Source organism: Streptomyces sp. NBC_00557 (assembly GCF_036345995.1).
Lineage (GTDB): Bacteria > Actinomycetota > Actinomycetes > Streptomycetales > Streptomycetaceae > Streptomyces.
On the sequence record NZ_CP107796.1, the window covers coordinates 8,162,872 to 8,188,202 of the forward strand.

Here is a 25,331-nt window from a genome sequence, read left to right on the forward strand (position 1 = left end):
GGCGACCGACGGGGCAGGTTCGGTTTGTCCGCTGTTCAGGTTCCCTTGCTGCTGGGCGGTGTGCAGCGCGGCGTGCAGGAGTAGGCGGGCGGGGAGTCCCAGGCCGCTGGCGTCGATTGCCATGCCGAGGAGAGGTCCGGCAAGGGGGGTGAGGGTACGGACAAGCGACTGCATCTGTGGAACCAGTGTGGTGCGGGGCAATCTGATGACGAGGGTGAGGGGCACGGCGGTGTCCTTGAGCCGGTCAAAGCCATGAGGTTGGCTTGTTTTGCCAGTTTTGCTCAGGACAGTCCCTTCTTGAGGCGCGTCAATGGCTCCTACCCCTCACCTTGGACAACAGATGGTGAACGGAAGGTGGCCTGAGTTGCCCGGACGGCGACAGCCGGCTCGGGCAGCGGTCTGCCCTGGAGTGAAACGCGCTGGTAGGGCCCCGATGGCCGGCGGCCAGGGCCCTGGTGGTGCCGCGTGCGTCATGCGGCGGGAGTGGGCGATGGTGGGTCGGTGGTGAACAGCCGGGGGGCGAGGGCGGCGCCGAAGGTGGCGGTGGTCGCGCTGGCGGCGACGGTGGCCCAGGCAATGGGCCCCAGAGGTGTGCAGCCGAAGAACTGGCTCAGCCCAGGGGTCTGCACGGCAGTGAGGAGGGCTGTCGTCGAGATGCCGGTGGTGGCCAGGACGAGGGGGCTGCGCCAGTCGGTGATGAGGGTCTGGCCCAGCTGCGCGGTGATCAGGGCTGCCAGTCCCATGGTGTCGGCTCGGCGGGCACGGCCGGTGAACCGGCCGGTCTGCCATGCGAGGGCCGCGGCCAGGGCCGTGGCGGTGCCCCGAATGGCCAGCAGACGCGCGAGGGCAGGCCCCATGGGCGCGGGGGCGGGCCGGTCCATGGCGGTGTGCGTGGCTCTGGTGCGGTGGGCGAGGGCGACGGCCAGGGCCGGGAGCATGTCGGTGAGCAGATTGACCAGCAGGAGTTGGCGGGTGCCGAGGGGGGCCCGGCCGGCGAGTGCGGTGCCGAGGATGGTGAAGGCGACTTCGCCGGCATTGCCGCCGACGAGGATGGCGACGGCGTCGCGGATGCTGGCCCACAGGGCGCGGCCTTCGTGCAGGGCGTCGAGGATGCGCGTGAGGTCCGGCTCGGTCAGGACGAGGTCGGCGGCGGCGCGCGCGGCAGTCGAGCCGTGCGTGCCGATGCCGATGCCGATGTCTGCGAGACGGATGGCGGCCGCGTCGTTGACGCCGTCGCCGGTCATGGCAACGACATGTCCGGCCTGCTGCAGTGCTCGGACGATACGGACCTTGTGCTCGGGTGAGACGCGGGCGAAGAGGCCGGCTCCCTCGATGGCTGTCGTGCAGTCGGACGTCGTGAGGGAGTCGATGTCGGCACCGGTGACGATGGTCCGGGTGCGGGGGATGCCCAGGTCGCCGGCGATGGCGGCGGCGGTGGCGGGATGGTCCCCGGTGATCATGACGATGCGTACACCCGCGTCGGTGAGTCGCTTCACCGCGTCGGCAGCCGTGCGGCGAGGGGCGTCGGCGATGGCCAGGAATCCCAGCAGCGTCAGATCGTGGACCAGATGGTCCAGCATGTCGGCTCGCAGGGTGTTGCCCGCCTGTGCAGCGGCCTGCCCCGGATCGTCGGTGGACGGCCCCACCGGGGGTACGGCGGCCTGAGCGACTGCAAGGACACGCAGGCCTTGGTCGGCGAGCTGTCGCATCATGCGGTGAGCGGCCGCCAGCCGTCGATCATCGAGTGGAACCAGACGATGGCCACTGCCGGCTTCGTCGTCCGGGTCCTCCCCGGAGCCGGTGACAGACTCGAGGGCGGTGGTGCACCGCTGGAGGACGACCTCGGGTGCTCCCTTGACGGCGAGGGCCGGGCGGCCGGCGTCGGTTCCCACGGAGGCCGAGTATCCGCGGCTGGCCTCGAAAGGCAGTTCCGCCACCCGCGCCCAGTCGGGGTCTCGGACCTCGTGTTTCTCGGCGGCTTCCAGTACGGCACGGTCGGTGGCGTGGGCCACGGGCGCGTCGGCGGCCGGGCAGGCGCGGGCTGCGGTGCGCAGCAGGCGGCGTGCCTCCTCCGCGTCGGGGGGAAGGATCTCCTCGGCGGAGGCAAGACGGGTCAGGGTCAGGCGGCCTTCGGTGAGGGTGCCGGTCTTGTCGAAGCAGATGACGTCGACGCGTCCCAGAGCTTCCAGCGTGCGTGCGGAGCGGGGCAGGATGCCGTAGCGGGACAACCGTCGTGCGGCCGCCGACTGAGCGACGGTGGCAACCAGTGGAAGGCCTTCGGGGACGGCAGCCACCGCGACGGCGACACCGGAAGCCAGGGCCTGGCGTACGGGCAGGCCCCGCAGGAGCCCCAGGGTGGTGACCGCTGCGCCTCCGATGCCGACCACGGGCAGGGCTGCCCGGGTCAGCGCGGCGAGCTGTCCCTCGATGCCGGATGCACTGATGGCGTTGCCGGCCAGGTCGCCGGCGCGGCCTGCCTCGGTCTGTCCGCCGGTCGCGACGACGATGGCCATGCCGGTGCCCGCGAGCACGGTGCATCCCTGGTAGACCATGCAGGACCGTTCTGCCAGGTCCGCCCCCGGGATGGCCCTGGGGTGCTTCGCCACGGGAACGGGCTCCCCGGTAAGTGCCGCCTCGTCGACTTCGAGACCGTCGCAGGCCAGCAGTCGGGCGTCCGCGGGCACCACCTCCGAGGGGTGGAGCGCGATGACGTCGCCCACCTGAAGGTCACTGGCGTCGACGGGATCGAAGTCGGCCGTCTCCAGCAGCACGTGGAAGTCCTGGCCGGGGCTGTCCAGCGCCCGGCGCAGGCGGTGGGCGGTGATGCTCTCGTGCGTCAGCAGGGCCTTCAGCGCCTGTTCGGCTCGCATCCGCTGGGTGCCGCTGATCACGGCGTTGCCGGCCATCACCCCGCCCACCAGCAGCGAGTCGATGTTCGATCCGACGGCCGCGGACGCCGCTGCACCGAGAGCCAGCACCGGGGTCAGCGGGTCACGCAGTTCCTCGCACACCGCGCCGAACAGCTCACCGGCATGCTGGGCCTGCGCGGTCAGACCCAAGGACTTCACCACCGAAGTGGTGGCTCTGCCCAGTTGGCGCCGCGTCCGGCCGAGTGTTGTCGGCGCAGCCCCATCAGACGTTGCGAGCGCCGTGTCGGCGCGATGGCGAAGCGGGCGCAGCAACTGGAAGGCGTCGTCCGCGTCCATGGCGTGCCAGGCGCCCCGGACATGACCGGAAGGGCAGGGTCGCCGGGCCAGGCGCCTGGCCGCCCGGACGCCGCCGACTTGAGCCAGGAACATGGCGCAGTGAACGGGCGACATCGTCAAACCCCACATACGGCGCCGGGCACCGGCCGCTGCGATCAACGCCCCGAGCGCGGACCCACCCATGGACAGACGCGCCGAGGCCACGCTGACCTGGTGCGCTGCATCCACGGCGGACAGCACGCGCCACACGTGCTCCAGTCCGGGGCCGCACACGAGATCCGCCGACCACAGCGCCGCAGGAGCCGGCCCTGGGAACGCCGCCGGAAGCAGAAGAGCCACTCCCACATCAGCGGCCGCGAGCGCTTCGCCGTCGTGGCAGGTGATCAGCGCGACCACGTGGCCGTCCTGCTGAAGGGCCCGTACCCGATCGGCCAGCGTCGTGGACGGGGGCACAGCGTAATCGGCCCACCGCAGCAACTCCGCCACGCTGGAGTGCCGGGTCATCTCCAGGCGGCGGTCACCGGCGCGCGCTGCGGCGATCACGGCGTCGGCCAGCGGATCGAGATCACATCCCACCACGATCCGCCCCAGCCCCCGACCATCCATGTCATGCACCTCGAGATGCAGACCGGACTCAGCGTCAGGACGCTGGTCCAGGGAGTCCGGCCCACGCGTCAGCCGCCAGCCGCCCGCTGCCCATGGCCCCGGATCGGCCATGTCCTTCAGCGTCAGACCGGTCAGCACCTTCTGCGCCGCCTGCCACAACTCTGCCTCGTCCTGCTTCCTGCCGGCTGCCACCGACAGCAACCGCACACGGGGAACGCACAAGGCCGGGGAATCGATGACGACCGCGGATACCCGGTCCAGCCGGCGCAGCGCCGCCGGATTCATCGGCACCACCCCCGTCTGCGCGAGGTCACGACCCAGCACCGAGCAGAACGCCTCACGCCCCGCCCCGGCGGCCTTGGGCACCGTCGCCAGAAGTGCCCGACCTGCCTGTTCCGCATTCCGGGTCCAGGCGGCCACCCCGGCCGCACCCAGCAGGGCGGCGAGCGACGTCTGCTCCGCGCACTTCTCCACAGGCCCCGCCGGCATCGCCCCCGGCCGAGGCAGGGGCTCGGCCGTCTGCGGCGGAAGACCGGTGCCGTCGGCCACGAACTCGTCCTCTCGGCGTTCCCACACCGCCTGTCTGCTGCGCGCCTCACCGAGCTTGAACCACTGCTGGAGCGCGTCCAGCACCAGCGGCGTCATCCCACCGGTGATGGAGTACACCAGCGCCCCGGCGGCGGCCAAGAACGCGTCCGCATGGGCATGGCCCACCCGTCGGACGAGCCACCGACGCACCTGCGGCTGGGTGTCGGCCACGATGAGCGGCACCCGTACAGCCCCTGGCAACCAAGCGATCGAGGCCGTCCAGCCCATCAAGGTGCCGACCAGTCCCACGCAGTCGGAGACCAGAGCCACCTTGGCCAACATCTCCGGGACGTCATCAAATGCCGCATTCGGCCGATCCCGCGTGAACGGCTGCTTCGCGACACCGTGTGCCTGCTCCACCGCACACACCACATCGAGCAGTCCTGGGAGATCGAACCCGTCCTCGGTCGCGTCGACCACCACATGGCCCAGCGCCGCGTTCACCCGCGCCCAGCGCACCCCCGAGAGCTCGGCCAGCGCCGACTCCAGCCCTCGAGCCAGCCGCTCCCGCTGTTTCGTCCCACCCAGCAGGCCCCGCACCTCGATGTGCGCCCTGCCCGGCCGCGACCACACCGTCCTGCGGAGTCTGGCCGGACCCGCATCCCGCAGCACTTCCGCTGCCCTGACCACCTCGCCCAGGACGGCGTTGCCCACCCACGCGGCTGTCTGCCGCCCTCGCTCTCGTACCCGCGACACCCCGACCGGCGCACAGCCGGCATACGAGGTGAGCACCCCGGCAGACGCAGTCACCGCCGCAGGCGCCTCCGCCACGAACCAACGGCCCAGCGACATCACCCCACGGCTTCGGAACACCGGCGTGACTCCCTCACTCAGCCGGCGCCCCGGAGTGCGCTGTCCCCAGCCACCGTGGCCGCCGATCCCAGCAGGCGAACGTTGACCTGAAATCTATAGGAATCCGGCATAACGTAGGAAAATCAACGAGAGCATCGGAGTGATGACATGGGCCAAGCGACGACTCAGAGCCCCGCCGCAGGGAACACCGCTGCTACAGGCGGAACACCCCAGCAGGAGGCGCGCGAACACGAAGGGCACACCATCACCATCCCGCTCGACAGCGTCGCCCACGCCGCACGGAAGGCAGTCGCTCTTCCTGTCGCCGCCGCCCAGCGCATCCTGCCCGCCAAAGGCGGACTCCCTCTGTACGCCGGCCTCGGCGCCCTCGCCCTTGCGGGCGTGCTCGAGTGGCCTGTTGCTGCCGGAATCGGCATCGGTTACGCCGTACTTCGCCAAGGGGGAGCCCTTCCGCCCCCGTCAGCGCAGCAGGCGCCCGCGCACACCGTCAGGCTCGACGAACCCGCAGCCTCCAAATCCGAAGCCGCCACGAGCCGCTGAAGCGAACGCCAACGGCTCCCGCCGGCCTCTCGGGACGATCCTCGGCATCGTGGTGATGGCGGGGGCTGTAAGTGAGCGTCTGGTTCTCGATTGTCTGTTTCATTTGGCTTAGCTGGCACGCCAGTTGAGGGTGGCTTCGTGGGTGAGGCGGCGGGTCATGAGGCTGATGGCGGCTAGGGCGTGTGCCGAGTTCAGATCTTTAGACGGGCTGGAGGCTGCGGAGCCAGATGACGGCTCCGCGTAAGTGGAGTCCGGCCAGGTAGCCGGCCGGGGTCTTGTCGTGGCGGGTGGCGAGCCCGCGCCATTCCTTGATCTTGTTGATGCAGCGTTCGGCCCTGTTGCGCTCCTTGTACGAGGCCGCATCGTGGCTGACGGGGCGTCCGCCACGTGAGCCGCGTTTCTTGCGGTTGGCGGCCTGGTCGGTCTTCTCCGGGATCACTGCCCGGATCTTGCGTCGGCGCAGGTAGGCGCGGTTGGCGCGAGACGAGTACGTCTTGTCCGCGGCGACCGCGTCGGGGCGGGTGCGGGAGCGGCCCACCGGCCCGCGCACCTTGATGCGTTCCAGAACGGCGGTGAAACGGGGACTGTCGGCAGCCTGGCCGGGCGTGAGAACGAAGGACGGCGGACGGCAGCGGCGGTCCGCCGACAGGTGCACCTTGCTGGTCAACCCGCCACGGGAACGGCCCAGTTTGGCAGGGCGGAGACGGAGAAGCCCCTTTCCCTCGGCGACGGCCTTCTCCAGCGTCTCCAGCAGTTCCGGGTCCAGCATCATCCCGGCGGCGCGGTGGTGGGCCCGGGCAGACGTGGAGTCCACGCTCACCAGCCCGAGCTCCGCCTGCCCCCGGGCGGCGGCCTCAACGATCGCCGCTTCCATCAGCGCCTGGAAGACCCCCGCACCCGCCCACAGGTGGAACCGCCCGTAGTCGGTGGACCAGGACCCGTACGGGGGCATGTCCCGGCACGGACTGCCCGTACGGAACCGCCACATCACGCCGTTCACCAGTCGCCGCAGGCCAGGAATAGGACCGCGCTCGCCCAGCGGCAGCAACGGCTCAATCACCGCCCACTCGTCGTCCGTGAGATCACCCCGAGCCATCCCGCCTGTGTACCGCCCCGGATCCAGCCACGGCAGCAGAACGTCCAGACTCGTGATCCGAACTCGGTAAACGCCTAAGAAGTCATCTCAATTGGTGAGTCTGCGGTAGCAGATGAGGGTGCAGGCGATGCTGGTGAAAGCCAGGAAGTGGCTGGCTTTGCGTTCGTAGCGGCGGTGCAGTCGGCGGTATCCGGCGAGCCAGGCCATGGTTCGTTCGATCGTCCAGCGGTGACGGCCGAGTCGCTCGGAAGACTCGATGCCTTTACGGGCGATGCGGTGCCGGATGCCGCGTGTGCGTAACCATCGGCGCAGGTGGTTGTAGTCGTAGCCCTTGTCGGCGTGCAGCTTGGCCGGACGTCGCCGGCGCGGTCCGCGACGGGAGCGGATGGGCGGGATTCCCCGCACGAGCGGTTCGAGTGCCTGGCTGTCGTGCAGGTTCGCGCCGGAGATCCCCACAGAAAGGGGCAGTCCGGTGCGCTCGGTGATCAAGTGGATCTTCGAGCCGTACTTGCCGCGGTCGACAGGATTCGGACCCGTCAGTTCCCCCTTTTCAGGGCCCGCATGTTCACGGAGTCGATCGCGCAGCGCGACCAGTCCAGCTCTCCGCGAGAGCCGAGCTCGTCGAGCACCAGGCGGTGCAGCTTCGCCCATACCCGGGCCTTCGACCACTCGGCGAATCGCCGGTGAGCCGTCGCTCCCGAGGGCCCGAACGACGCGGACGGCAACTGCTGCCACGTGCAGCCCGACGTGGCCACGAACACGATCGCGGCCAGGACCTCCCGGTCACCGTGGCGGCGCCGGCCGCCACCCTGCGGCCGCGACGGCGCCTCCGGAACCACCCGCTGGAACAACTTCCACAACTCATTCGGCACCAGCCGCTCAACGATCCCCACGTCGGCAGGCTACCGACCTGGAGGAGAAGGCCCGCAGTCAGTGGCCTCTTCGGCGTTGGGCGTCGAACCGACGCAGCACTCGTACCAGACGCCACACTCCGGCCGCCGCTCCGAGCAGCGCACCCCCCACCAACACACCCTTCTCCGCTGAACCAGAGATGCCAAAGGCTAGTGCGAGAGCCAGAGCGACGACGAAGACCGCCGCAGCCAGCGCGACGGCAGTCACCAGGGCGAAAACGATCTCTACCGTCATTGCGTCCTTTTCCCAGCGTGACTCACGCCCCATGTCCATGCTGCAAGTCTCACATCACGGTCAAGCCATGGCGCCTGGGCCGAACAGCACCTGACTCTCACCTGCTGAGGCCCACTTGCCAATTGAGATGACCTCTAAGTGAGCGTTTGGTTCGATTATCGAATGGTTCATGGCGATTCTCGGCGACCACACCGTGCACGCAACCAAGCGATCCGTCGGAAAAGGGGCTTCTGCCGCAATCAGTAGACCAGTTATACGCCGGTTTCCTTGCGAGAACTCCCGTCTCGTTTAGAAACCCACCGGTTCACACCGGATGGAGAACGCACGCCCCGGTGCAACCGACACCCCCGCACACGCCCTGCTCAGGCCAGCCACCACCCAATACGCAGGCATCATGCAGCCCTCACGGCCCTACCCCAGCGACCTGTCCGACGCCCGCTGGGAACTCATCCGCCCCACCCTCGAAGCCTGGCGTCAGGCCCGCAACGGCATCCGCAAGCCCACCCACGACCTGCGCGCCCTAATGAACGCCATCCTCTACGTCGACCGCACCGGCATCCCCTGGCGCTACCTGCCCCACGACTTCCCGCCCCACCAGACCGTCTACGGCTACTTCGCCCACTGGGAAGCCGACGGCATCTTCGACCAGCTCACCGGCCTGTTACGCGGCAAAGTCCGCCAGGCCGAAGGCCGCACCAGCGAGCCCAGCGCCTGCCTGATCGACAGCCAGAGCATCAAAACCTCCGCCACCGTCCACCTGACCAGCCAAGGCATCGACCCGGCCAAGAAAATCATCGGCCGCAAACGGCACATCGTCACCGACACGCTCGGCCTCCTGCTGGCCGTGGCCGTCACCGCCGCCAGCGTCCACGACTCCGCCGCCGGCACCCAACTCCTGACCCAAGTCCGCGAGCGCCACCCCACCATCACCAAGGCCTGGGCCGACAACGGCTACAAGACCAAAGCCGTGGAACAAGCCGCCCACCTCGGCATCGATCTCGAAATCGTCCAACGCGACCCCACCACCCGCGGCTTCCACGTCCAGCCTCGCCGCTGGGTCATCGAACGCACCCTCGGCTGGCTCATGCACCACCGCCGCCTGGCCCGCGACTACGAAACCCACCCTCACCGATCAGCAGCCATGATCCAACTCGCCGCCATCAACCTCATGACCCGCCGCCTCACCGACGAAGCCACCACCAACTGGCGTGACAGCTAAGCCAAATGAAACAGACAACCGAGAACCAAACGCTCACTAAGAGTGCGCGCGGACCCACACCTGCCTATCCTGAATCTGCGTTGTCTTCCTCGCTTCCAGAAGGGGATGCGGCGCAATGGGCAGCGGTGTATGGCTGTCCCGAGACCCGAGACACCCGCACAGCCGAGACGCCTACTGTCAGGAGCGGGCATGGCTGATCGCGCAACGATGGAGCGTATCTGGGAAGCCCACACCGCCGGCGAGTTCGTGGCGCAGGACGTGGAGGCTACGATGGCCACGATGGACGACGACCCCATCGTCGTCCATGTGCCGACCGCCATGGGCGGTAGTGGGTACGACGGCGTCAAGGACTTCTACGCACGCTGGTTCATTGGACGGAACCCGGACGATTTCACTGTGCGTTCGATATCCCGCACGGTGGGAGACGACAGCCTCGTGGACGAAATGATCGTGTCGTTCACCCACGACATCGAGGTGCCCTGGATTCTGCCTGGATCGGCACCCACCGGGCAGCAGGTCCGTATACCCGTCATCGCCGTCGTGGACTTCCGAGGCCCGCGTGTGCGGAGCGAGCGCATCTACTGGGATCAAACGGCAGTGCTCGCGCAGACGCGGTTGCTGAACGACGACATCGTCCGGCGCCTGCCCGTGGTCACCACACCGTTGGACGTACTGGACGGCAGGGTCCCCCTCAACCAGCTGACGTCGCCCCGCCTCGATGTCGAACCGTGAAGGTCAATCCCCTCGAAGCCGGAAGCCTCCCGGGAGCCGAAGCAACCCACCAGTGATCTGAATTCAGAACAGCTCCTAGTTGGGTCACGGCTGCTGATCGGTGGGGGTGGGTTTCGTAGTCGCGGGCGAGGCGGCGGTGGTGCATGAGCCAGCCGAGGGTGCGTTCGACGACTCAGCGGCGAGGCTGGACGTGGAAGCCGCGGACGGCGGGGTCGCGTTGGACGATTTCGAGGTCGATGCCGAGGTGGGGGCTTGTTCCACGGCTTTGGTCTTGTAGCCGTTGTCGGCCCAGGCTTTGGTGATGGTGGGGTGCGCTCGCGGACTTGGGTCAGGAGTTGGGCGCCGGCGGCGGAGTCGTGGACGCTGGCGGCGGTGACGCCACTGCCAGCAGGAGGCCGAGGGTGTCGGTGACGATGTGCCGTTTGCGGCCGATGATTTTCTTGGCCGGGTCGACGCCTTGGCTGGTCAGGTGGACGGTGGCGGAGGTTTTGATGCTCTGGCTGTCGATCAGGCAGGCGCTGGGCGCGCTGGTGCGGCCTTCGGCCTGGCGGACTTTGCCGCGTAACAGGCCGGTGAGCTGGTCGAAGATGCCGTCGGCTTCCCAGTGGGCGAAGTAGCCGTAGACGGTCTGGTGGGGCGGGAAGTCGTGGGGGAGGTAGCGCCAGGGGATGCCGGTGCGGTCAACGTAGAGGATGGCGTTCATCAGGGCGCGCAGGTCGTGGGTGGGCTTGCGGATGCCGTTGCGGGCCTGGCGCCAGGCTTCGAGGGTGGGGCGGATGAGTTCCCAGCGGCGTCGGACAGGTCGCTGGGGTAGGGCCGTGAAGGCCGCATGATGCCTGGGTATTCGGTGGTGGCCGGCCTGAGCAGGGTGTGTGCGGGGGTGTCGGTTGCAGCGGGGCGTGTGTTCTCGATTCCTTGTGAACCGGTAGATTTCTAAACGAGACGGGAGTTCTCATAAGGAAACCGGCGTATAACTGGGTCTACTGATTGCGACAGAAGCCCCTTTTCCGGCGGATCGTTTGGTTGCGCGCTCGGTTTGGACGCCGAAAATCGGCATGGACCATTCGATAAGCTAACCAAACGCTCACTAAGAAACTGATCGCGATGGACGGCTACCGCGAGTCATCCGAGGCGTGGGCGGGCCTACTTCGGGACTGCGCACGCAGGGGCATGCGGGCCCCGGTCCTGGCCGTCGGCGACGGCGCGCTCGGCTTGCGGGCCGCGAAGTCGCGTCCCTCGCCGGAGTCACCGGCCTGGAAGATCACGGGGTGCCCCTGGGCGCTGCGCGGCAGGGTCGGGACGAGGTCGACGTCGAACTGCGGCCCCCGGTGGCGTACGCGATGTACGGCACCGGGCACCGACCATTCCCGTGCACCGGCGGAGCCGGCGATCGCTCCGTCCTCCCAGCCGTCCCACAACGCGCGGGCCACGGTGAGGAACTCCTCGGCGCGCCGGTAGCGGTCGGCGTGGTCGAGGTAGCCGCCGCGGCGGAAGTTCGCGCCGGTCCAGGCGTTGTCCGTGGTCACCACGTTCCAGCCGGCGCGGCCCGCGGAGAGCAGGTCGAGGCCGGAGAGGCGGCGGGCGAGGTCGGCGGGCTCGTTGAAAGTGGAGTTGGAGGTGGAGACCAGGCCGATGTGGCGGGTGAGCGCGGCCAGTGCCGCGAGCTGGGTGATCGCGTCCGGCCGCCCCGCCACGTCCAGATCGTGGATCCCGCCGTCGACCTCGCGCAGCCGCAGCCCCTCGCCGAGGAAGAACGCGTCGAACAGGCCCCGTTCGGCGGTCTGGGCGACCCGGCGGAAGGAGGCCGGGTCGATCTGGGAGCCGCTGTCGGGGGCGGACCAGATGGTCCAGTGGTTGACGCCCTGGAAGAACACCCCGAAGTGCAGCTGGCCGTGCGGCCGGGGGACGTCGAGGGGATCGGTGCGGCTCATCGGGCGTCCTCCTGGGCGGCCACGGCAGCGGCGGCGAAGCGATTGACAGGGCGCTCCAGACCGAGGGTCGAGCGCAGGGACGTACCGGGCAGCGGGCGGGCGACGAGGCGCCGCTCGGACAGGGCCGGCAGCACGAGTCGGGAGAGGACGGGCAGGTCCTCGTCCAGTACCAGCGGATGCAGCCGTACGCCGTCGACGTGGCGGCTCAACTCGATCAGTAGCGCGACCAGTTGGTCCGCCGAGCCGACGTGCCGCAGCAGCCCCCGGTCGGTCCACGACGTGTGCCGTTCCAGGTCGGCGACACGCTCGGCGGCCGTGGCGTCCGGCGTGTTCAGCGCTACGTCGACCTCGGCGAACACGCGGGGCGTACCGGCGGCAGCCGCGGCCGTGCCGACCGACGCGAGGTCGCGCCCCCGACGAGAGCGACGTCGAGCTGTGCGGCGGGAACCCGGTCCGGTCGGCCCAGGACGACAAGCTGCCCCTGAGGCGGACGCGGCACGATCGCCGGGCCCTTGACGGCATACGTCTCGCCCGTGAAGTCGATGTAGTGCAGCCGCTCGCGGTCGAGGTAACGGCTGGTGGCCACGGACCGGATGACCGCGTCGTCCTCCCACGAGTCCCACAGGGCGCGAGCCACCTCCACGCCGTCCCGGGACTCCCGGGCCCGCGCGGCGGCGTCGGCGACCGGAGGCCGCCCCCAGGCACGGGCCGCCTCGGGACGCTCCTCCTCCGCCACCACCCACCCGGCGCGACCGCCGGAGATGTGGTCCAGGGACGCCAACTGGCTGGAGACATGGAACGGTTCGGCGTACGTGACCGGGACGACGGGAGCGATTCCGATGGTGCTCGTGGACGCGGCGACGAAGGCCGCACGCTCTACCGCGCCGACACGGCCCACCGGATTCGGTGAAGTTCCGGGCGGCAGCACGCCGTCATCCAGGGTGATCAGCGTGAACCCGGCGTTCTCGGCGATGGCGGCGACCCGGGCCACGCGGCGCGGGGTGAGCAGCTGATCGGGGGAGTGGGCGGCGCGGCGCCAGGCCGCGGGTGGGGCACCATCGCCGTCGATCTCGACGGCGAGGTGCAGGGCAGTGCCGGTCAATGGGGTTCCTTCCGGGAAACACGGGGACTCGCGGCCACAGGGCCACGACGAGACGGCCGGCGGGACGGCCGGCAGGGGTCAGGCGTGTACGGAAGGACAGACGGCGGAGGCGGTACGGCAGTAGTCGGCATGCCGCCGGGTGATGAGCCGCGCACCAGTGCACGCACCGTGCGGTGCCGCGCCCAGCACGTGCATCAGAGCCTCCACCCGTCAGAAAATTTCCCATTCAACGTACGTCGCCCGCCCCGGTGAGTGTCAAGGTCGCACAGGGCGGAGGGGCACCTCAGCGCGGTGCGCCAGCGCTCACCAGACCGAGACCGCACCTTCCGGCTCGGCTCCTCCCTCACCCTCTCCACCAAGCCGCTGCGCATCGATCCCGACCCGGCCTGGGCGCCGCTGCACAGGTGGCGTGAGCGTCTCCCGAAGAAGTGGACACGTTCTCGGTGTCCGCAATGCAAGACCCGTCCTGGCAGTTCTTGACCAGTCTGGTGGGCATCTGCTGAACTCCCGAACCATGAACCCGCGCGTGGACCTGACCCGGCGGCGCCACATCGATCTGGCGCACGTCTCCAGCGCGTTTTGTTGTCGCTGACCCGGGAAGCGCTCCCCGGCACCGGCCGGTGTGCGCCCATGGTGTGTGCCCGGCAGCGGCGCTGCGAAGCCGCCGACACTGCGATGCCTCCCCGCGGGATCGTCGTGTCCACCTGCTGAGGGCTCGCCGCCTCCTCTCCTTCTCTATGAGCCGGGAGCCTGTGCACGCACGCCGACGCGGTCGCTGAGAACGCGGCTGTAGCGGTCCTGCGGCCACGCGCTCTTCTCGCGGTCCGCTCAGGCCAGCGTTCCGGGTGTCTTCGATCAGTCCTGCGCAGTACCAGCCCAATTGCCCAACGCCCGATTGCCGGCACCCCTTGGCGTGCCGCGTCTGCCCGGGAGGGATCCCCTCATGTCTCCATCCATCCGCAAACTCACCGGCCGTATCGGCGCGGTCGTCGAGGGCGTCGACCTCACCGCGCCGCCTGACCCCCTGACGGTCACGGCGCTCCGTGACGCCCTCAACGAGCACAAGGCGATCGTGTTCAACGACGTGAACCTCGACAATGCCGGTCAGGAGCGTGTGGCCGGGTGGTTCGGCGAGCTCACCACCGCTCACCCGAACGTCCCGGCCGCCGAAGGCACGACGAGCGTGCTCGCCGTCGACAGCGAGACGTCCAAGGCCAACGAGTGGCACACGGACGTCTCCTTCGTGGTCAACCCGCTGCAGGCCACCACGCTGCGGTCGGTCGTGACCACGCCGTACGGCGGCGAGACGCTCATCGCGAACGCCGCGGCGGCCTACCGCGATCTGCCCGAACCGCTGCGCGCCCTCGCGGACTCGCTGCGCGCGGTGCACACCAACCAGTACGACTACGCGCGCCCCGCGTCCACGACGGCCCAGCGGCAGGAGTACGACCGCGTCTTCGTCTCGACGCCCTACGAGGCCGAGCACCCGGTCGTGCGGGTGCATCCGCTGACCGGCGAACGCGGACTGTTCATCGGCGGGTTCGTCAAGCGCATCGTCGGCCTGTCGAGCAACGAGTCGGCCGATCTGCTGCGCATCCTCCAGTCGTACGTGACACGTCCGGAGAACATCCTGCGCTGGACCTGGTCGCCCAACCAGCTGCTGATCTTCGACAACCGGATCACCCAGCACTACGGGGTGGACAACTACGACGACCACCCGCGCCGCCTCAACCGGGTGACAGTGGCGGGAGACATTCCCGTCGGCGTCGACGGACGCCACAGCGAGCAACTCGTCGGCGACGCCACGCACTACAGCAGCGTGCTGGAGGCGGCGGCATGACCGAGCTCAGCCTCACGGCGCCCGCCGGCACCGAGCGCCCGGACACCGCGACGACGAGCGCGCCGGAACGCGAGGTGTTCCTACCGCGCGACGCCCGACGCCGAACGCCGCTCAGCACACTCCGCGAACGCCTGCGCTGGCCGCTGGGCATCTACACGACTCCCGTCGCGATCCTCGTCGCCTGGGAGGTGCTCGCCCGGGCCGGAGTGCTGGCGAAGACCTATGCACCGGCACCGACCTCGATCGTGAAGTCCGCCGCCGATCTGTGGCAGCAGGGCGTCCTCGGGCCCGACCTGGCCGTCTCGCTGCAGCGGGCCGGCATCGGCCTCGCCATCGGTCTGACGGTGGGCATCGTCACCGGAGTGCTCGGCGGGCTGCTGCGCAGCGGGGAATACCTGTTCAACGGCCTCGTGCAGGTGCTCAACACGATCCCGCTCCTGGCGGTGCTGCCGCTGATGATCGTGTGGTTCGGCATCGACGAACTCACGAAGGTCCTGCTGATCTCCTTCGGAGCCGGTGTCCCGATGTATCTCAACCTGTTCGCCGCGATCCGGGGCGTCGACCAGCGGCTGATCGAGATGGCGCGCACGACGGGCGCGGGCACCTGGCGCCTGGTGACGCGCGTGCTGGTGCCCGGAGCCCTGCCGGGGTTCCTGGTCGGCCTGCGGTTCTCCCTCGCCTACAGCGTCCTGGGACTCGTCGCCGCCGAGACGGTCAACGCCGACAAGGGACTCGGCTTCCTCATCACTCAGGGGCAGACGTATCTGCAGACCAACCAGGTCTTCGTGGGGCTGGTGATCTACTCGCTCCTCGGTCTGCTCGCCGACCAGTTCGTCCGGGCTCTCGAGCGGGTGCTGCTGCGGTGGCGACCCAGTTATGAGGCGTCATGAGCAGCGTGATCGCGACGGAGCCCCGTCGGCAGACCGGGGTGGTCGTCGAGCAGGTGGTCCGCCGGTTCGGTGACCGGGTGGTGCTCGACCACCTCGACCTCACCATCGCCGACGAGGAGTTGGTGATCCTGCTCGGCCCCTCGGGCTGCGGCAAGAGCACCCTGCTGCGGCTGCTCGCCGGACTCGACCGGCCCGACGGCGGGCGGGTGGAGGTCCCGGCACGGCGTGCGATCGTCTTCCAGGCCGATCGGCTGCTGCCGTGGCAGCGGGTGTTGCGCAACGTCACGCTCGGCCTGTACGGAGCCGATGCGGAGGCGCGGGCCCGCGAGGTGCTTGCCGAGGTCGGACTCTCGGGCCGTGAGAAGGCATGGCCCAAGGAGCTCTCGGGCGGCGAGGCCCAGCGGGTGTCGCTCGCCCGGGCACTGGTCTCGGAGCCCGAACTCGTGCTGCTCGACGAGCCGTTCGCGGCCCTCGACGCCATCACACGGCTGCGCATGCACGACCTCGTGCGCGCGCTGCGGGCCAAGCACCACGCTGCCATGCTGCTCGTCACCCACGATGTCGACGAGGCGATCGCCCTGGCGGACCGCATCGTCGTCATGAGCAACGGCCGCATCGGCACCTCGCACGAGGTGCACCTCTCCGCCGCGGACCGTGAGGCGAGCGTCGCACGCGAGGAACTCCGGGCCCGGCTCCTGGAAGACCTCGGCCTCGCCGGCCAGCACTGACCTTCCCCCAAGACCTCACCCAGCACAGAAAGCAGCCCACATCCCATGCGCAAGACAACCAGCAGACTCGTCGGAGCCGTCGGCTCGCTCACCCTCGCGAGCACCCTCGTCGCCTGCGGAGGAGCGTCGTCGGACACGGCCGCGCCGCTGAGCAACGCCGCCGCGGCGAGCGACGCCAAGCACCCCGAGTGGAGCAAGTACACCTTCACCATCGGCGACAACGGCGGTGACGGCAGCCAGGAACTGGCCAAGATCACCGGCGTGTTCGACAACGCGCCCTACAAGGTGAAGTTCGCCCGCTTCACCTACGGCCCGCCGCTCGTGCAGGCCGCCGCCTCGGGCGACATCGACCTCGGCAGCGTCGGCGACGTACCGCCGATCACCGGCGCCGCGAAGGAGTACGGCTTCAAGGTCGTCGCCGTCAACCGCTCACTCACGCCCGACCAGGCGGTCGAGAACATCATCGTGCCGAAGGGCTCGAAGCTGAGTACCGCTGCCGACCTCAAGGGCAAGAAGATCGCCGTCCCACAGGGCAGTTCGGCTCACGGCCTGGCCCTGAACGCGCTCAAGAGCGTCGGCCTCACCCCCAAGGACGCCAAGCTGGTCTTCCTCGACCCGGCGGCCGCCGCGACGGCCTTCAACACCGGGAAGGTGGACGCCTGGTCGATCTGGAACCCGCAGTCGGCCATCGCGGTCAAGCACGGCGCGCGGATCCTCGTGAAGGGTCTGCCGCCGATCGACCAGACGAGCAGCTACTACGTCGCCAGTGACGCGTCACTGAAGGACAAGACCAAACGCGCGGCTCTCACGGACGTCCTGAAGAGGCTCTCCCGGGAGTTCGCCTGGGCGGTCAAGAACCCCGACACGTACGCACAGGCGCTCTCGCGAGAGCAGGGCATTCCCCTGGACGACGCCAAGGCGTCCCTGGCCGCCTACTCCAACCGGGTGACCCCGGTGCAGCAGTCGGACATCGAACTGGAGCAGAAGCTCGCCGACGCCTTCCTGGAGGCGGGCCAGATCACCAAGAAGGTCGACGTCAAGTCGATCACCGACAACCTCCTCCCGGCCGGCTACGACAGCTCCAAGCTCAAGGTCACCTCATGAGCGCGACACGGCGACAGCTCCACCTCAATGCCTTCCTCATGGAAGCGGGCCACCACGAGGCAGCCTGGCGGCTTCCGCACAGCAATCCCCGGGCCGCCTTCGGCCTGCGGCACTGGATCGAGCTGGCGCAGCTGGCCGAGAGCGCCAAGTTCGACTCGCTCTTCCTCGCGGACGGGCCGGCCCTCGTCGGCACCGGCGAGTTCCGTCCGCCGGGCCAGCTCGAACCATTGACCCTGCTGACCGCGCTGTCCCAGGCGACCAGGAGGATCGGCCTCATCGCGACCGTGTCGTCGACGTACAACGAGCCGTACAACCTCGCCCGCCGGCTCGCTTCCGTCGATCACGTCAGCGGCGGCCGCGCCGGCTGGAACATCGTCACCTCGGCCGGCGCCGACGAGGCCGCCAACTTCGGCCTCGACGACCGCCCTGGCCACGCCGAACGCTACGCCCGAGCCGATGAGTTCCTGAGGGTCGCCAAGGCACTGTGGGACAGCTGGGAGTCCGAGGCCGTCGTCGCGGACAAGTCCACCGGACGCTACGCCGACCCCGAGCGGCTTCACAGGCTGAACCATCGGGGCAGGCACTTCAAGGTGGCCGGCCCGCTCAACGTGGAGCGTCCACCGCAGGGCTACCCGCTGCTCGTCCAGGCCGGCTCCTCCGAGGACGGCAAGGACTTCGCGGCCCGCCACGCCGAGGCGGTCTTCACCGCGCACACGACGTACGAGCGGGCGGCCGCCTTCTACGCCGACATCAAGGCACGGGCCAGGGCCGCGGGGCGCGACCCGGACGGTGTCATCGTTCTGCCGGGCATCGTCCCGTACATCGGGTCGACCGAGGAGGAGGCCCGGGCGCTCGCGCGGGAGTTCGATGAGCTGCGCGTCCCGGAGTACGGTCTGCGCCAGCTGGCCGCCGTGTTCGAGACAGAGCCGTCGGTCTTCGAACTGGACGAACCACTACCGGACTTCATCCTCTCCAGACCGAAACTGGAAGGCGCGCAGAGCCGTTCCGACCTGATCACCGATCTCGCGGTGCGCGAGCAGCTGACGGTGCGGCAGATCATCTCCCGGCTCGGCGGCGGGCGCGGTCACTTCGAGTTCGTCGGCACGCCGGAGCAGGTCGCGGATACCATCATCGCGTGGTTCGAGGGTGGTGCCGCGGACGGGTTCAACATCATGGCGCCCGCCCTGCCCTCGGGCCTGGCGGCCTTCGCCGAGCACGTGCTGCCGCTCCTGCGGGGCAAGGGCCTGTTCCGCGAGGAGTACGAGGGAACGACCCTGCGCGAGCACTACGGTCTCCCGGTACCGGCGAACCAGTTCCATGGCTGAACCGCTTTCCCTGGGCGGTCCGCTCGACTCCCGTCCCGAGTTTGAGATGGGAGGTGGTCCTGCGGCGCGGGCGCCTGGGCGGCGATGAATGCCGCTCAGGCCGGCGGGCGCCCGAGCACGCGCGTCAGCACGTGCACGGGCGCCGTGCGCCGGACCGGCGAGTACGGCGGCAGGGGCAGCGGGTCGAGCAGCGCCGGGTGCTCGACGGGCTCTGGTATGCCGATGAGGTCGTAAAGCATGCGGCGCAGGAGTGCTCCGTACCCGCCTGGAGCGGAACGGGTCTGTTCACACAGGTGCCGGTATCCGCCGGGGCGTGCGCGGGGATCGCCTGCTCGATGGGCGCGCGCAGGCTGTGGGCGCGGCGGATCCTCGGAGCTGTTCGTCCGAGTGCGGCCACCGGCCGATGCGGGTCCAGGTTGTGCTCCGGGAATGTCCCCAGGAGGACCGGAGTGCCGATCGAAGCGGCGTAGTACGTCACGCTGTCGTGGTCTCCGATGACACATGCCCAGGTCGACGGGCTCTGCATGCTCGGCGGGGGAGCGGCTCCATGGACCGAGGTACAGCTCGCTTACCCCCGACCCGGGACTTCGCCTCCGCCACCGACACGATCGCCGGGTTGCTCGCGCTGGCCGCGGGCGACCCGGCGGTGAGCCACAGCGTGAACCTCGGCGCCGGGCAGGAGATCTCCATCGGCGACCTGGCCAAGGCGCTGATCGCGGCCTCCGGACGTGACGCCGAGAGCGCCGTCGCGCACGACCGGCTGCACCCGGCGGGCAGCGAGGTGCAGCGGCTGCTCTCCAGCGCCTCCCGCGCCCGTGACCTGGCCGACTGGGAGCCGTCAGTGCCGCTGGAGGAGGGGCTGAACTGGCGATTGACGCCGACCGGGAAGGCTTCGGCCACTAGGACTTGTCCGGCGATCATGTCCAGAGCCGGATCCGCCGGCTGCGGCGGTGGCCTTGTTGCGATCGTCAGAGACCGCCCCCAACCCCATAGGCTGGCATGTACAGTTCCGATCTGGAGTGTGGTGGGTATGCAGGGCACGCCCACCGGATTCCGGAGGCGCGGAGGTCAAAGGGGGAGGTCGTGTCATGTTTGCGGTGATCTACCGGTGGCGTTTGCACGAAGGCAAGGAGCAGCAGTTCGCAGCTGGTTGGCACCGGGTGACACGCGCGATGCACAAGCACTGCGGCAGCTACGGATCACGTCTGCACCAGGCCGATGACGGCACCTGGGTGGCGTACGCACGGTGGCCGGATGCCGCCACTCGCGAGGGGTGCCCAGACGTGGACCCCGAAGGGGAAGCCATGATGAGTGAGGCGATCGCTGAGCACCTCCCCACAATTCGATGTCATGTGGTGGACGACCTTCTCGCAGAACCCCGTGACTAGGTCCGGCCGATCATGTACGGAGCCACATGACCAGGGCCGCCGCAGTGGCAGTGCCGAGGAAGACGTAGCCGCGCTTGTCATAGTGGGTAGCCACGGCCCGGGACTGCTTGAGCCTGTTGATCGCCCGCTCCACGGTGTTCCGTTTCTTGTACCGCTCTTCGTCGAAGCCGGGTGGCCGTCCGCCGCGTGAGCCTCTGCGCACGCGGGCGGCCTGACTGTCGGCCTTCTCCGGGATGATGTGCCGGATGCCCCGGCGCCGCAGGTAGGTGCGGCACGGACTGTTGCTGTATCCCTTGTCGGCCGCGAGACTGTCGGGTTTCGTGCGTGGCCGGCCTCTCGTGGGCGACAACCACACCCTCCGGCAGCGTCTCCTGGCCCGCACGGGCACCGCCTCCGGTATGAGGAACAGTGCCTCGCTCCACTCGGCATCGTCCTCGATCGCCCTGGCGTAAGGGGCGAGCAGCGCCATGCCCGCGTTGCACCGCTCACCACGCTCGGATCAGAGCGGCGAGCGGCTACGCGGCACACGCGCCAAGGGGCTTACCACCCCGTACAGCTGGTTGAACGCGTCCCGCAGTACCGGGCGGTCCGGTGGTGCGGCGGTCACCATGGTCTGTTCCAGAAGTTGCCGACGGCGCTGACGTGTCGCCTCGAGCACACACTTTCCCGCGCCGGTGAGAGAGAACTCGCCGGACGGGAGGCGCCGTACCAGCGCGCGCTGAACCAAATTGTCGAGCAACCGGGCCGCTGACGAGGCGCTGACGCACAGGTCCCCGGCAATCCGGTGAGGATCCGCCGGCTTGCTGCCCAGGGAGAGGAGGATGCGCATCTGCTCCTCCGAAACCGTAGGGGCGACGTCCTCATGGGCCTGCCGCCACAACTCGATCATCGCTTCGGCTACGTGTTCCGCAGCAGGGCTCGCTTCGGCACGTTCGGGTTCCACTGACATGGTTTTTCCCTTCCTCGATGCCGTCGAGTACGCGCTTACCCGCCCGACAGGCCGTCAGCCCCGCCCTTGCGTTCGAAAAGGCCGTGAGCTGGGAAGGGAGGTAAATAATATGCAGAATCGCTCGGTCATCCGGGTGCTACTGCCCTTGGTCTGATGCTGGTATTTCTCTCATTCCTCGAATTGCCGCCGAGGCGTCCTCCAAGGGGTGATGCGGCATCTTCCTCAGCGTCATGGACTCAAGATGCCGTGCCCGATGGAAGTCACCGGACAGTGGCCGGAATGGACCCTCATGATGGAAGGGGAAACCGGACACCCCACGCCTTGCCCACCATTTTTCACGGTACTCAGGTCACACCCGTGAAGCATCGGGCTGTCCCGGAAATGGCTCCGGCCAACCGCCTCGGTGTCGATGACACTCGGCGGGTTTGGTCACCGCCGGTGTGACTTGCCAGGTGCCGGGAATTCGCAGTGCAGTGCACCACGGACGTCACCCGACCTGGAGGCCCAAAGCCATGCTGGCCATAGTTTCTGCTGCCCTGTTCTTCATCGCCTTTTTGATCAACGCGGCGGACATCACGACCAACCACACCTTCACCTCGACCAACCTCATGCTCCTCGGTCTCACGGTTCTGGCCCTGCACCTCGCGGGACTGGGAGGCCGCTGGACCGTCCGGGGCCGCAGACGCTGAAGACCTCTCCGGGATCGCCGCTGCCGGCACCTGCCCGATCACCCGCTACGGACGTGCGGACAAGACTTGAGACACACACGATCGGGAAGAAGGGAGACGGCGCTGGCACCTGCCGCGGCTCGAAAATGACCGTCTGACGCGCGCCGAGGAGGGCTGCTCATGGCACGCATCCACACTCCCCGCGCACGCCGTCGTGGGCGGGCGGTGAAGGGATCGGTGCGGGGAACCCAGAGCACTGCCGGGGAACCCAGAGGTGGCGGGCAGGAGAGGGGAGGCCCCGAATCCATCCAGTCACGACCCTTCGAACGCAGCCGGTCGTGGCTGCGGGCCGGCTTTGCACTGGGGCTCGGTGCGACTCTGGCCTGGCTGCTCGTCCGCACCGTTCTGCAGATCGGACAGCTGCTGTCATTGTTCTTGGCGGCCGTCTTCATCGCGATCGGCCTGGAACCGCTGGTCGCCCTCCTGACCAGGCACCGCGTACGTCGCGGCTGGGCGGTTCTGATCGTGCTTCTCGCGTTCCTGCTGTGCTTGGCGGGGTTCGTCGCTCTGATCGCCCAGCCGGTCACGGACGAGGTCAACTCGTTGGTGAAGGCGATTCCGAAATGGCTCACCCAGCTGCACGACCGGCACACTTTCCTCGGCCATCTGGAAGACCGCTACCACCTGATCACCAAGGTCCGCAGCGCTCTGATGTCCGGCGGCTCGAGTGTGCTCGGCGGGCTGCTGGGGGCGGGCAAGATAGTGCTGAGTCTGGTCACATCGGCGGTCATCGTCGTGGTCGTGACCATCTACCTGATGGTCGCCCTGCCCGAGATCAAGGAGTTCGGATTCCGCTTCGTCGCCGCGAGCAGGCGCGCGCGGGTCGAGACGGTGACGGACGAGATCCTGACCCGGACGGGCCGGTTCATGCTGGCCAACCTGGCGACGTCGGGCATCGCCGGGCTCGCGACCTTCGCCTGGTGCGCGGCCATCGGCGTGCCCTATCCGGCTGCGCTGGGCTTCTTCGTGGCGCTGATGGATCTGATCCCGGTCGTCGGCTCGACCGTGGCCGGGGTGGCCGTGAGCCTGGTCGCCCTGTCGGTCTCCCTGCCGGTCGCGGGTGCCACAGCCGGCTTCTACGTGGGCTTCCGCCTGGCGGAGGACTACCTGATCATGCCTCGAGCGATGAAGTACGCCGTCGACGTGCACCCCGTAGTCACGGTCGTGGGTGTCCTCGTCGGCGGCGCGCTGCTGGGCATCATCGGCGCCTTGGTCGCCGTACCAGCAGCCGTCGCCATCGGCATCCTGCTGGAGGAGTACGTCTTCCCCCGCACCGACGCATCCTGACCGCCCGAGCCCCCACTGGCGTGACCGGCCCCGCTCAGGCGTGGCTTCTCTGGGCTCGGCTTCCAGGCCCTCACTCACCGGCGGATGCCTCGGACCGGCATCGACACACCACGCCTGGAAGACACCGGAGTGACGGCGACGACGGCCAGGCCGAGTAGCCGGCGGCCCAGAACGTCGCTGCCCGTGCACGCCCAAGCCGACCGTCGCAAAGGCGACACCGCCCGCGCCGACCCCCGCGACGCACCGTGGCCACACCAGCCTTCCCCACGCAGGACCGGTGCGGCTGTATGCGCGACTTCGACAGCAGCACCTACGCCCTGCGCGTCTTCGGAAGACGCGGCGATTCTCAGAAGGCCGCCGTTGGGGGCGCCTCAGCAGGTGCTTGTGCAAGGACCCCCGCTCGCCGTTTTTCACCACAGCGCATTTCGACGGCATCCGTCGGTGTTGCTGCGGGTGAGCCAGAGCAGGGAGCTCACTCAGCAGGAGCTCAAAAAGCGAGCTCATTGAGGATGCCTGGCTGTCGCGGGCTTCCGCCCGGCGCCGTGCCGCATGGCTCCAGGCCATGAGGAATCGACGGCGGCGCTGATGAAGGCGTAGACCCCGTCGAAGAGCCGGAAAAGGGTCCGGTCGAGTTCGCGCCTCCGAAAATCCGAGTCCATCGAGTACCAGGCTCACCCAGCTCCAACAGGTCGCCGCCGATCGGGACCGCGGCTCCCGGTTCGGCCGCCGGGGGAGCACTTGGTGCTTCCGAAGGGAATTGTTTTCGACCAATTGCAGCCGCCTGAACGAGCCAGCCGACCACCCGCCAGTCATCCGCGGCCGTCGGCGTGTGACGGTCCTGACCGCCGAGGTCGCCGCCCTCACCCAGGGTGGTCATCGTGCCTGGCCGGAGCGTTTGCGGGTGACGCGTTCTGGTCCAGACGCTCGCCCTTCGCAGGGTTGACGGTTCCCGCGGTCGTCGTCGACTGTTCGCTGTCGGCCTTGGGGAGGGCGAGTGGCGCTGTGGAAGAGGCGGGGGGCGAGGCGTGGGGTCGGCGACGCGTGTGATGGCAGTCGCGCTGGTTGACGCCACCTTGGCGCTCGGTCGGTTCCTGACGATCTCGTCGATCAAGGAGCCGGGCCGGGTGGAACGTTCATCGGGGGAAGGGGGCGTGGTGGTCCTGCCACTGCTTCGTCAGCCGGGTCCCGTCGCGGGCGACAGCCGGGCCGTGCTGCCGAGCTGACTACGCTGAGCACGGGCGCACCTTCCCGACCCGCGCTGCGACGGGGCCTGCTCGGAGACCGTCAGAAGATCATTGGGAAGGTATGCGCCCTTGGCATCCGACCCGGTGCCGATCCACAGGTCTTGAGCATTGCTCTCGCGCATGGCGTCACTGTGCCCATCAGGCACCGGGAAACATCCGATAATGCCTGGCGTGGACCAAGGACTTGCCGCCCTGCTCGGAGCCTTCGTCGGTGTCGCCGGCGCCACTACGACGTCGATGCTCACCGGCTGGCATGCTCGCCAGCAGTCACGCGACCAAGCCCGTATGGATCACGCGCGATGGCGACGCGAGATTCGCCGCGACGCCTACACGGCGACGCTCGTTCCGATCACTGAGGCGCGCGAGGTCGCACGTCAGGCATCCCGTGCCCTCGTCCGTGAAGGCGCCGAAGCGGAGGTGAAGCGATTGCTGGGCCGCCTTGACGAACTGATCCACACGCTTCGGGCATCCTGCGCTCGGCTGTCCCTGGAAGGTCCGAAAGATGTGGCGACGGCTGCCGACGCAATGCTCAACGCGTTGCAGGTGGTTGACAACAACCTGGTGACATGGCGACTCGCTCGTCGGTCAGCCTCCGAGTCCCTGACCGAGTACATCGAGCGCCATACGGTGAAGGCTGCAGTTCTCTCTCACTCGATCACCCGCTTCACCGACGAAGCGAGCAAAGCGCTGGACATGGCTCCGTAGAAGCGGCGCCCCGCCCATACCGACGCCGGGAATGACGGCGGCGTACCGGAGGCCGGGGCGCGGTGGCGTCCAACGCTGTGCGACGGGTGCGAGGACGGGGCCGGCGAGGCCGCGCGCGGGGACGAGCAGGAGTGCCAGGAGCAGGACCAGGTCGTGCCGGGACG

At 68.9% G+C, this 25,331-nt stretch carries 20 protein-coding genes and 3 pseudogenes; 12 read left to right on the forward strand and 11 right to left on the reverse strand.

Annotation, left to right across the window (positions count from 1 at the left end; genetic code table 11):
• Window positions 1–470 precede the first annotated feature (470 nt).
• The 4 genes from OG956_RS36365 to OG956_RS36380 all read right to left on the reverse strand — a co-directional run bounded on the left by OG956_RS36365 (window position 471) and on the right by OG956_RS36380 (window position 8,034).
• Entirely contained in the window at window positions 471–5,054 is a 4,584-nt protein-coding gene (locus tag OG956_RS36365; RefSeq protein WP_330342283.1) for a cation-translocating P-type ATPase, read from the reverse strand.
• A gap of 898 nt (window positions 5,055–5,952) precedes the next feature.
• Window positions 5,953–6,849 (reverse strand): IS5 family transposase, encoded by an 897-nt coding sequence (locus OG956_RS36370; protein ID WP_330342284.1) that lies wholly within the window; start codon window positions 6,847–6,849, stop codon window positions 5,953–5,955.
• A gap of 87 nt (window positions 6,850–6,936) precedes the next feature.
• A protein-coding gene (locus OG956_RS36375; protein ID WP_443065705.1) for an IS5 family transposase occupies window positions 6,937–7,736 on the reverse strand; the annotation gives its coding sequence in 2 pieces (ribosomal slippage) (window positions 6,937–7,398 and window positions 7,401–7,736; 798 coding nt in all).
• A 43-nt stretch (window positions 7,737–7,779) separates the two neighbouring features.
• Window positions 7,780–8,034: a DUF6332 family protein gene (locus OG956_RS36380; RefSeq protein ID WP_330342285.1), complete on the reverse strand. Its 255-nt coding sequence runs from the start codon at window positions 8,032–8,034 to the stop codon at window positions 7,780–7,782.
• Window positions 8,035–8,389: 355 nt separating this feature from the next.
• Here OG956_RS36380 and OG956_RS36385 point away from each other — a divergent pair, with 355 nt between their 5' ends.
• Together OG956_RS36385 and OG956_RS36390 are read left to right on the forward strand one after the other, a co-directional pair.
• Window positions 8,390–9,214, forward strand: coding sequence for an IS5 family transposase (locus OG956_RS36385; RefSeq protein ID WP_330342286.1), 825 nt, complete (start codon window positions 8,390–8,392; stop codon window positions 9,212–9,214).
• 189 nt (window positions 9,215–9,403) lie between these two features.
• The gene (locus tag OG956_RS36390; protein WP_330342287.1) at window positions 9,404–9,946 is read left to right on the forward strand and encodes a nuclear transport factor 2 family protein; all 543 of its coding nucleotides are present in this window, start codon (window positions 9,404–9,406) and stop codon (window positions 9,944–9,946) included.
• Here the strand turns inward: OG956_RS36390 and OG956_RS36395 are convergent.
• Window positions 9,906–10,777 (reverse strand): annotated as a pseudogene (locus OG956_RS36395) (IS5 family transposase). The gene OG956_RS36390 and the pseudogene OG956_RS36395 overlap by 41 nt on opposite strands.
• 258 nt (window positions 10,778–11,035) lie before the next feature.
• Here OG956_RS36395 and OG956_RS36400 point away from each other — a divergent pair.
• Window positions 11,036–11,194 (forward strand): annotated as a pseudogene (locus OG956_RS36400) (IS256 family transposase); the annotation flags it as partial.
• Here the strand turns inward: OG956_RS36400 and OG956_RS36405 are convergent.
• The 3 genes and pseudogenes from OG956_RS36405 to OG956_RS36415 all read right to left on the reverse strand — a co-directional run.
• Window positions 11,161–11,877, reverse strand: a pseudogene (locus OG956_RS36405) (LLM class flavin-dependent oxidoreductase); the annotation flags it as partial. The pseudogenes OG956_RS36400 and OG956_RS36405 sit on opposite strands and share 34 nt — an antisense overlap.
• Window positions 11,874–12,236, reverse strand: a complete 363-nt coding sequence (locus tag OG956_RS36410) for a hypothetical protein (protein ID WP_330342288.1) — start codon at window positions 12,234–12,236, stop codon at window positions 11,874–11,876. The pseudogene OG956_RS36405 and the gene OG956_RS36410, both read right to left, overlap by 4 nt.
• A complete protein-coding gene (locus OG956_RS36415) occupies window positions 12,215–12,979 on the reverse strand; it encodes an LLM class flavin-dependent oxidoreductase (RefSeq protein ID WP_330342289.1) in 765 nt (254 codons plus the stop codon). The genes OG956_RS36410 and OG956_RS36415 overlap by 22 nt, the downstream gene beginning before the upstream one ends.
• Before the next feature lie 943 nt (window positions 12,980–13,922).
• Here OG956_RS36415 and OG956_RS36420 point away from each other — a divergent pair.
• From OG956_RS36420 to OG956_RS36440, 5 genes are read left to right on the forward strand one after another with little or no spacing between them, the layout of a single operon-like run.
• On the forward strand, window positions 13,923–14,819 hold the full coding sequence (locus tag OG956_RS36420; protein ID WP_330342290.1) for a TauD/TfdA dioxygenase family protein: 897 nt from the start codon (window positions 13,923–13,925) through the stop codon (window positions 14,817–14,819).
• Complete coding sequence (locus OG956_RS36425) at window positions 14,816–15,709, forward strand: ABC transporter permease (protein WP_330342291.1); 894 nt, start codon at window positions 14,816–14,818, stop codon at window positions 15,707–15,709. Before OG956_RS36420 ends, OG956_RS36425 begins: the two co-directional genes overlap by 4 nt.
• The gene (locus tag OG956_RS36430; RefSeq protein ID WP_330342292.1) at window positions 15,706–16,437 is read left to right on the forward strand and encodes an ABC transporter ATP-binding protein; all 732 of its coding nucleotides are present in this window, start codon (window positions 15,706–15,708) and stop codon (window positions 16,435–16,437) included. The genes OG956_RS36425 and OG956_RS36430 overlap by 4 nt, the downstream gene beginning before the upstream one ends.
• Before the next feature lie 45 nt (window positions 16,438–16,482).
• Window positions 16,483–17,541: an aliphatic sulfonate ABC transporter substrate-binding protein gene (locus tag OG956_RS36435; protein WP_330342293.1), complete on the forward strand. Its 1,059-nt coding sequence runs from the start codon at window positions 16,483–16,485 to the stop codon at window positions 17,539–17,541.
• Window positions 17,538–18,866 (forward strand): LLM class flavin-dependent oxidoreductase, encoded by a 1,329-nt coding sequence (locus OG956_RS36440; protein WP_330342294.1) that lies wholly within the window; start codon window positions 17,538–17,540, stop codon window positions 18,864–18,866. Before OG956_RS36435 ends, OG956_RS36440 begins: the two co-directional genes overlap by 4 nt.
• Window positions 18,867–18,961: 95 nt before the next feature.
• On the opposite strand, the gene OG956_RS36445 is transcribed toward OG956_RS36440, so the two are convergent.
• The 3 genes from OG956_RS36445 to OG956_RS36460 form a co-directional block, all read right to left on the reverse strand.
• Window positions 18,962–19,105 carry a hypothetical protein gene (locus OG956_RS36445; protein WP_330342295.1) on the reverse strand — a complete coding sequence of 48 codons (144 nt, stop codon included), beginning with the start codon at window positions 19,103–19,105 and terminating at the stop codon, window positions 18,962–18,964.
• Window positions 19,106–20,264: 1,159 nt separating this feature from the next.
• Window positions 20,265–20,723, reverse strand: a complete 459-nt coding sequence (locus tag OG956_RS36455; RefSeq protein WP_443065643.1) for a transposase — start codon at window positions 20,721–20,723, stop codon at window positions 20,265–20,267.
• Between the two features lie 30 nt (window positions 20,724–20,753).
• Entirely contained in the window at window positions 20,754–21,203 is a 450-nt protein-coding gene (locus OG956_RS36460; protein WP_330342296.1) for a hypothetical protein, read from the reverse strand.
• Window positions 21,204–21,715: 512 nt separating this feature from the next.
• Between OG956_RS36460 and OG956_RS36465 the strand changes: the two genes are divergently transcribed.
• From OG956_RS36465 to OG956_RS36480, 4 genes are all read left to right on the forward strand, one after another.
• Window positions 21,716–21,892: a hypothetical protein gene (locus OG956_RS36465; RefSeq protein WP_330342297.1), complete on the forward strand. Its 177-nt coding sequence runs from the start codon at window positions 21,716–21,718 to the stop codon at window positions 21,890–21,892.
• Between the two features lie 159 nt (window positions 21,893–22,051).
• Window positions 22,052–23,218: an AI-2E family transporter gene (locus OG956_RS36470; RefSeq protein ID WP_443065644.1), complete on the forward strand. Its 1,167-nt coding sequence runs from the start codon at window positions 22,052–22,054 to the stop codon at window positions 23,216–23,218.
• 1,046 nt (window positions 23,219–24,264) lie between these two features.
• On the forward strand, window positions 24,265–24,441 hold the full coding sequence (locus tag OG956_RS36475; protein ID WP_330342298.1) for a hypothetical protein: 177 nt from the start codon (window positions 24,265–24,267) through the stop codon (window positions 24,439–24,441).
• 192 nt (window positions 24,442–24,633) lie between these two features.
• A complete protein-coding gene (locus OG956_RS36480; protein ID WP_330342299.1) occupies window positions 24,634–25,167 on the forward strand; it encodes a hypothetical protein in 534 nt (177 codons plus the stop codon).
• Window positions 25,168–25,331: the final 164 nt, after the last annotated feature.

Coding starts and splice junctions, on each gene's coding strand:
- OG956_RS36370 (WP_330342284.1), bottom strand. CDS start 6,849: ATGGCTCGGGGTGATCTCACGGACGACGAGTGGGCGGTGATTGAGCCG.
- OG956_RS36380 (WP_330342285.1), bottom strand. CDS start 8,034: ATGGACATGGGGCGTGAGTCACGCTGGGAAAAGGACGCAATGACGGTA.
- OG956_RS36385 (WP_330342286.1), top strand. CDS start 8,390: ATGCAGCCCTCACGGCCCTACCCCAGCGACCTGTCCGACGCCCGCTGG.
- OG956_RS36390 (WP_330342287.1), top strand. CDS start 9,404: ATGGCTGATCGCGCAACGATGGAGCGTATCTGGGAAGCCCACACCGCC.
- OG956_RS36420 (WP_330342290.1), top strand. CDS start 13,923: ATGTCTCCATCCATCCGCAAACTCACCGGCCGTATCGGCGCGGTCGTC.
- OG956_RS36425 (WP_330342291.1), top strand. CDS start 14,816: ATGACCGAGCTCAGCCTCACGGCGCCCGCCGGCACCGAGCGCCCGGAC.
- OG956_RS36430 (WP_330342292.1), top strand. CDS start 15,706: ATGAGCAGCGTGATCGCGACGGAGCCCCGTCGGCAGACCGGGGTGGTC.
- OG956_RS36435 (WP_330342293.1), top strand. CDS start 16,483: ATGCGCAAGACAACCAGCAGACTCGTCGGAGCCGTCGGCTCGCTCACC.
- OG956_RS36440 (WP_330342294.1), top strand. CDS start 17,538: ATGAGCGCGACACGGCGACAGCTCCACCTCAATGCCTTCCTCATGGAA.
- OG956_RS36445 (WP_330342295.1), bottom strand. CDS start 19,105: ATGCTTTACGACCTCATCGGCATACCAGAGCCCGTCGAGCACCCGGCG.
- OG956_RS36455 (WP_443065643.1), bottom strand. CDS start 20,723: ATGGCGCTGCTCGCCCCTTACGCCAGGGCGATCGAGGACGATGCCGAG.
- OG956_RS36460 (WP_330342296.1), bottom strand. CDS start 21,203: ATGTCAGTGGAACCCGAACGTGCCGAAGCGAGCCCTGCTGCGGAACAC.
- OG956_RS36465 (WP_330342297.1), top strand. CDS start 21,716: ATGCTGGCCATAGTTTCTGCTGCCCTGTTCTTCATCGCCTTTTTGATC.
- OG956_RS36470 (WP_443065644.1), top strand. CDS start 22,052: ATGGCACGCATCCACACTCCCCGCGCACGCCGTCGTGGGCGGGCGGTG.
- OG956_RS36475 (WP_330342298.1), top strand. CDS start 24,265: ATGGCAGTCGCGCTGGTTGACGCCACCTTGGCGCTCGGTCGGTTCCTG.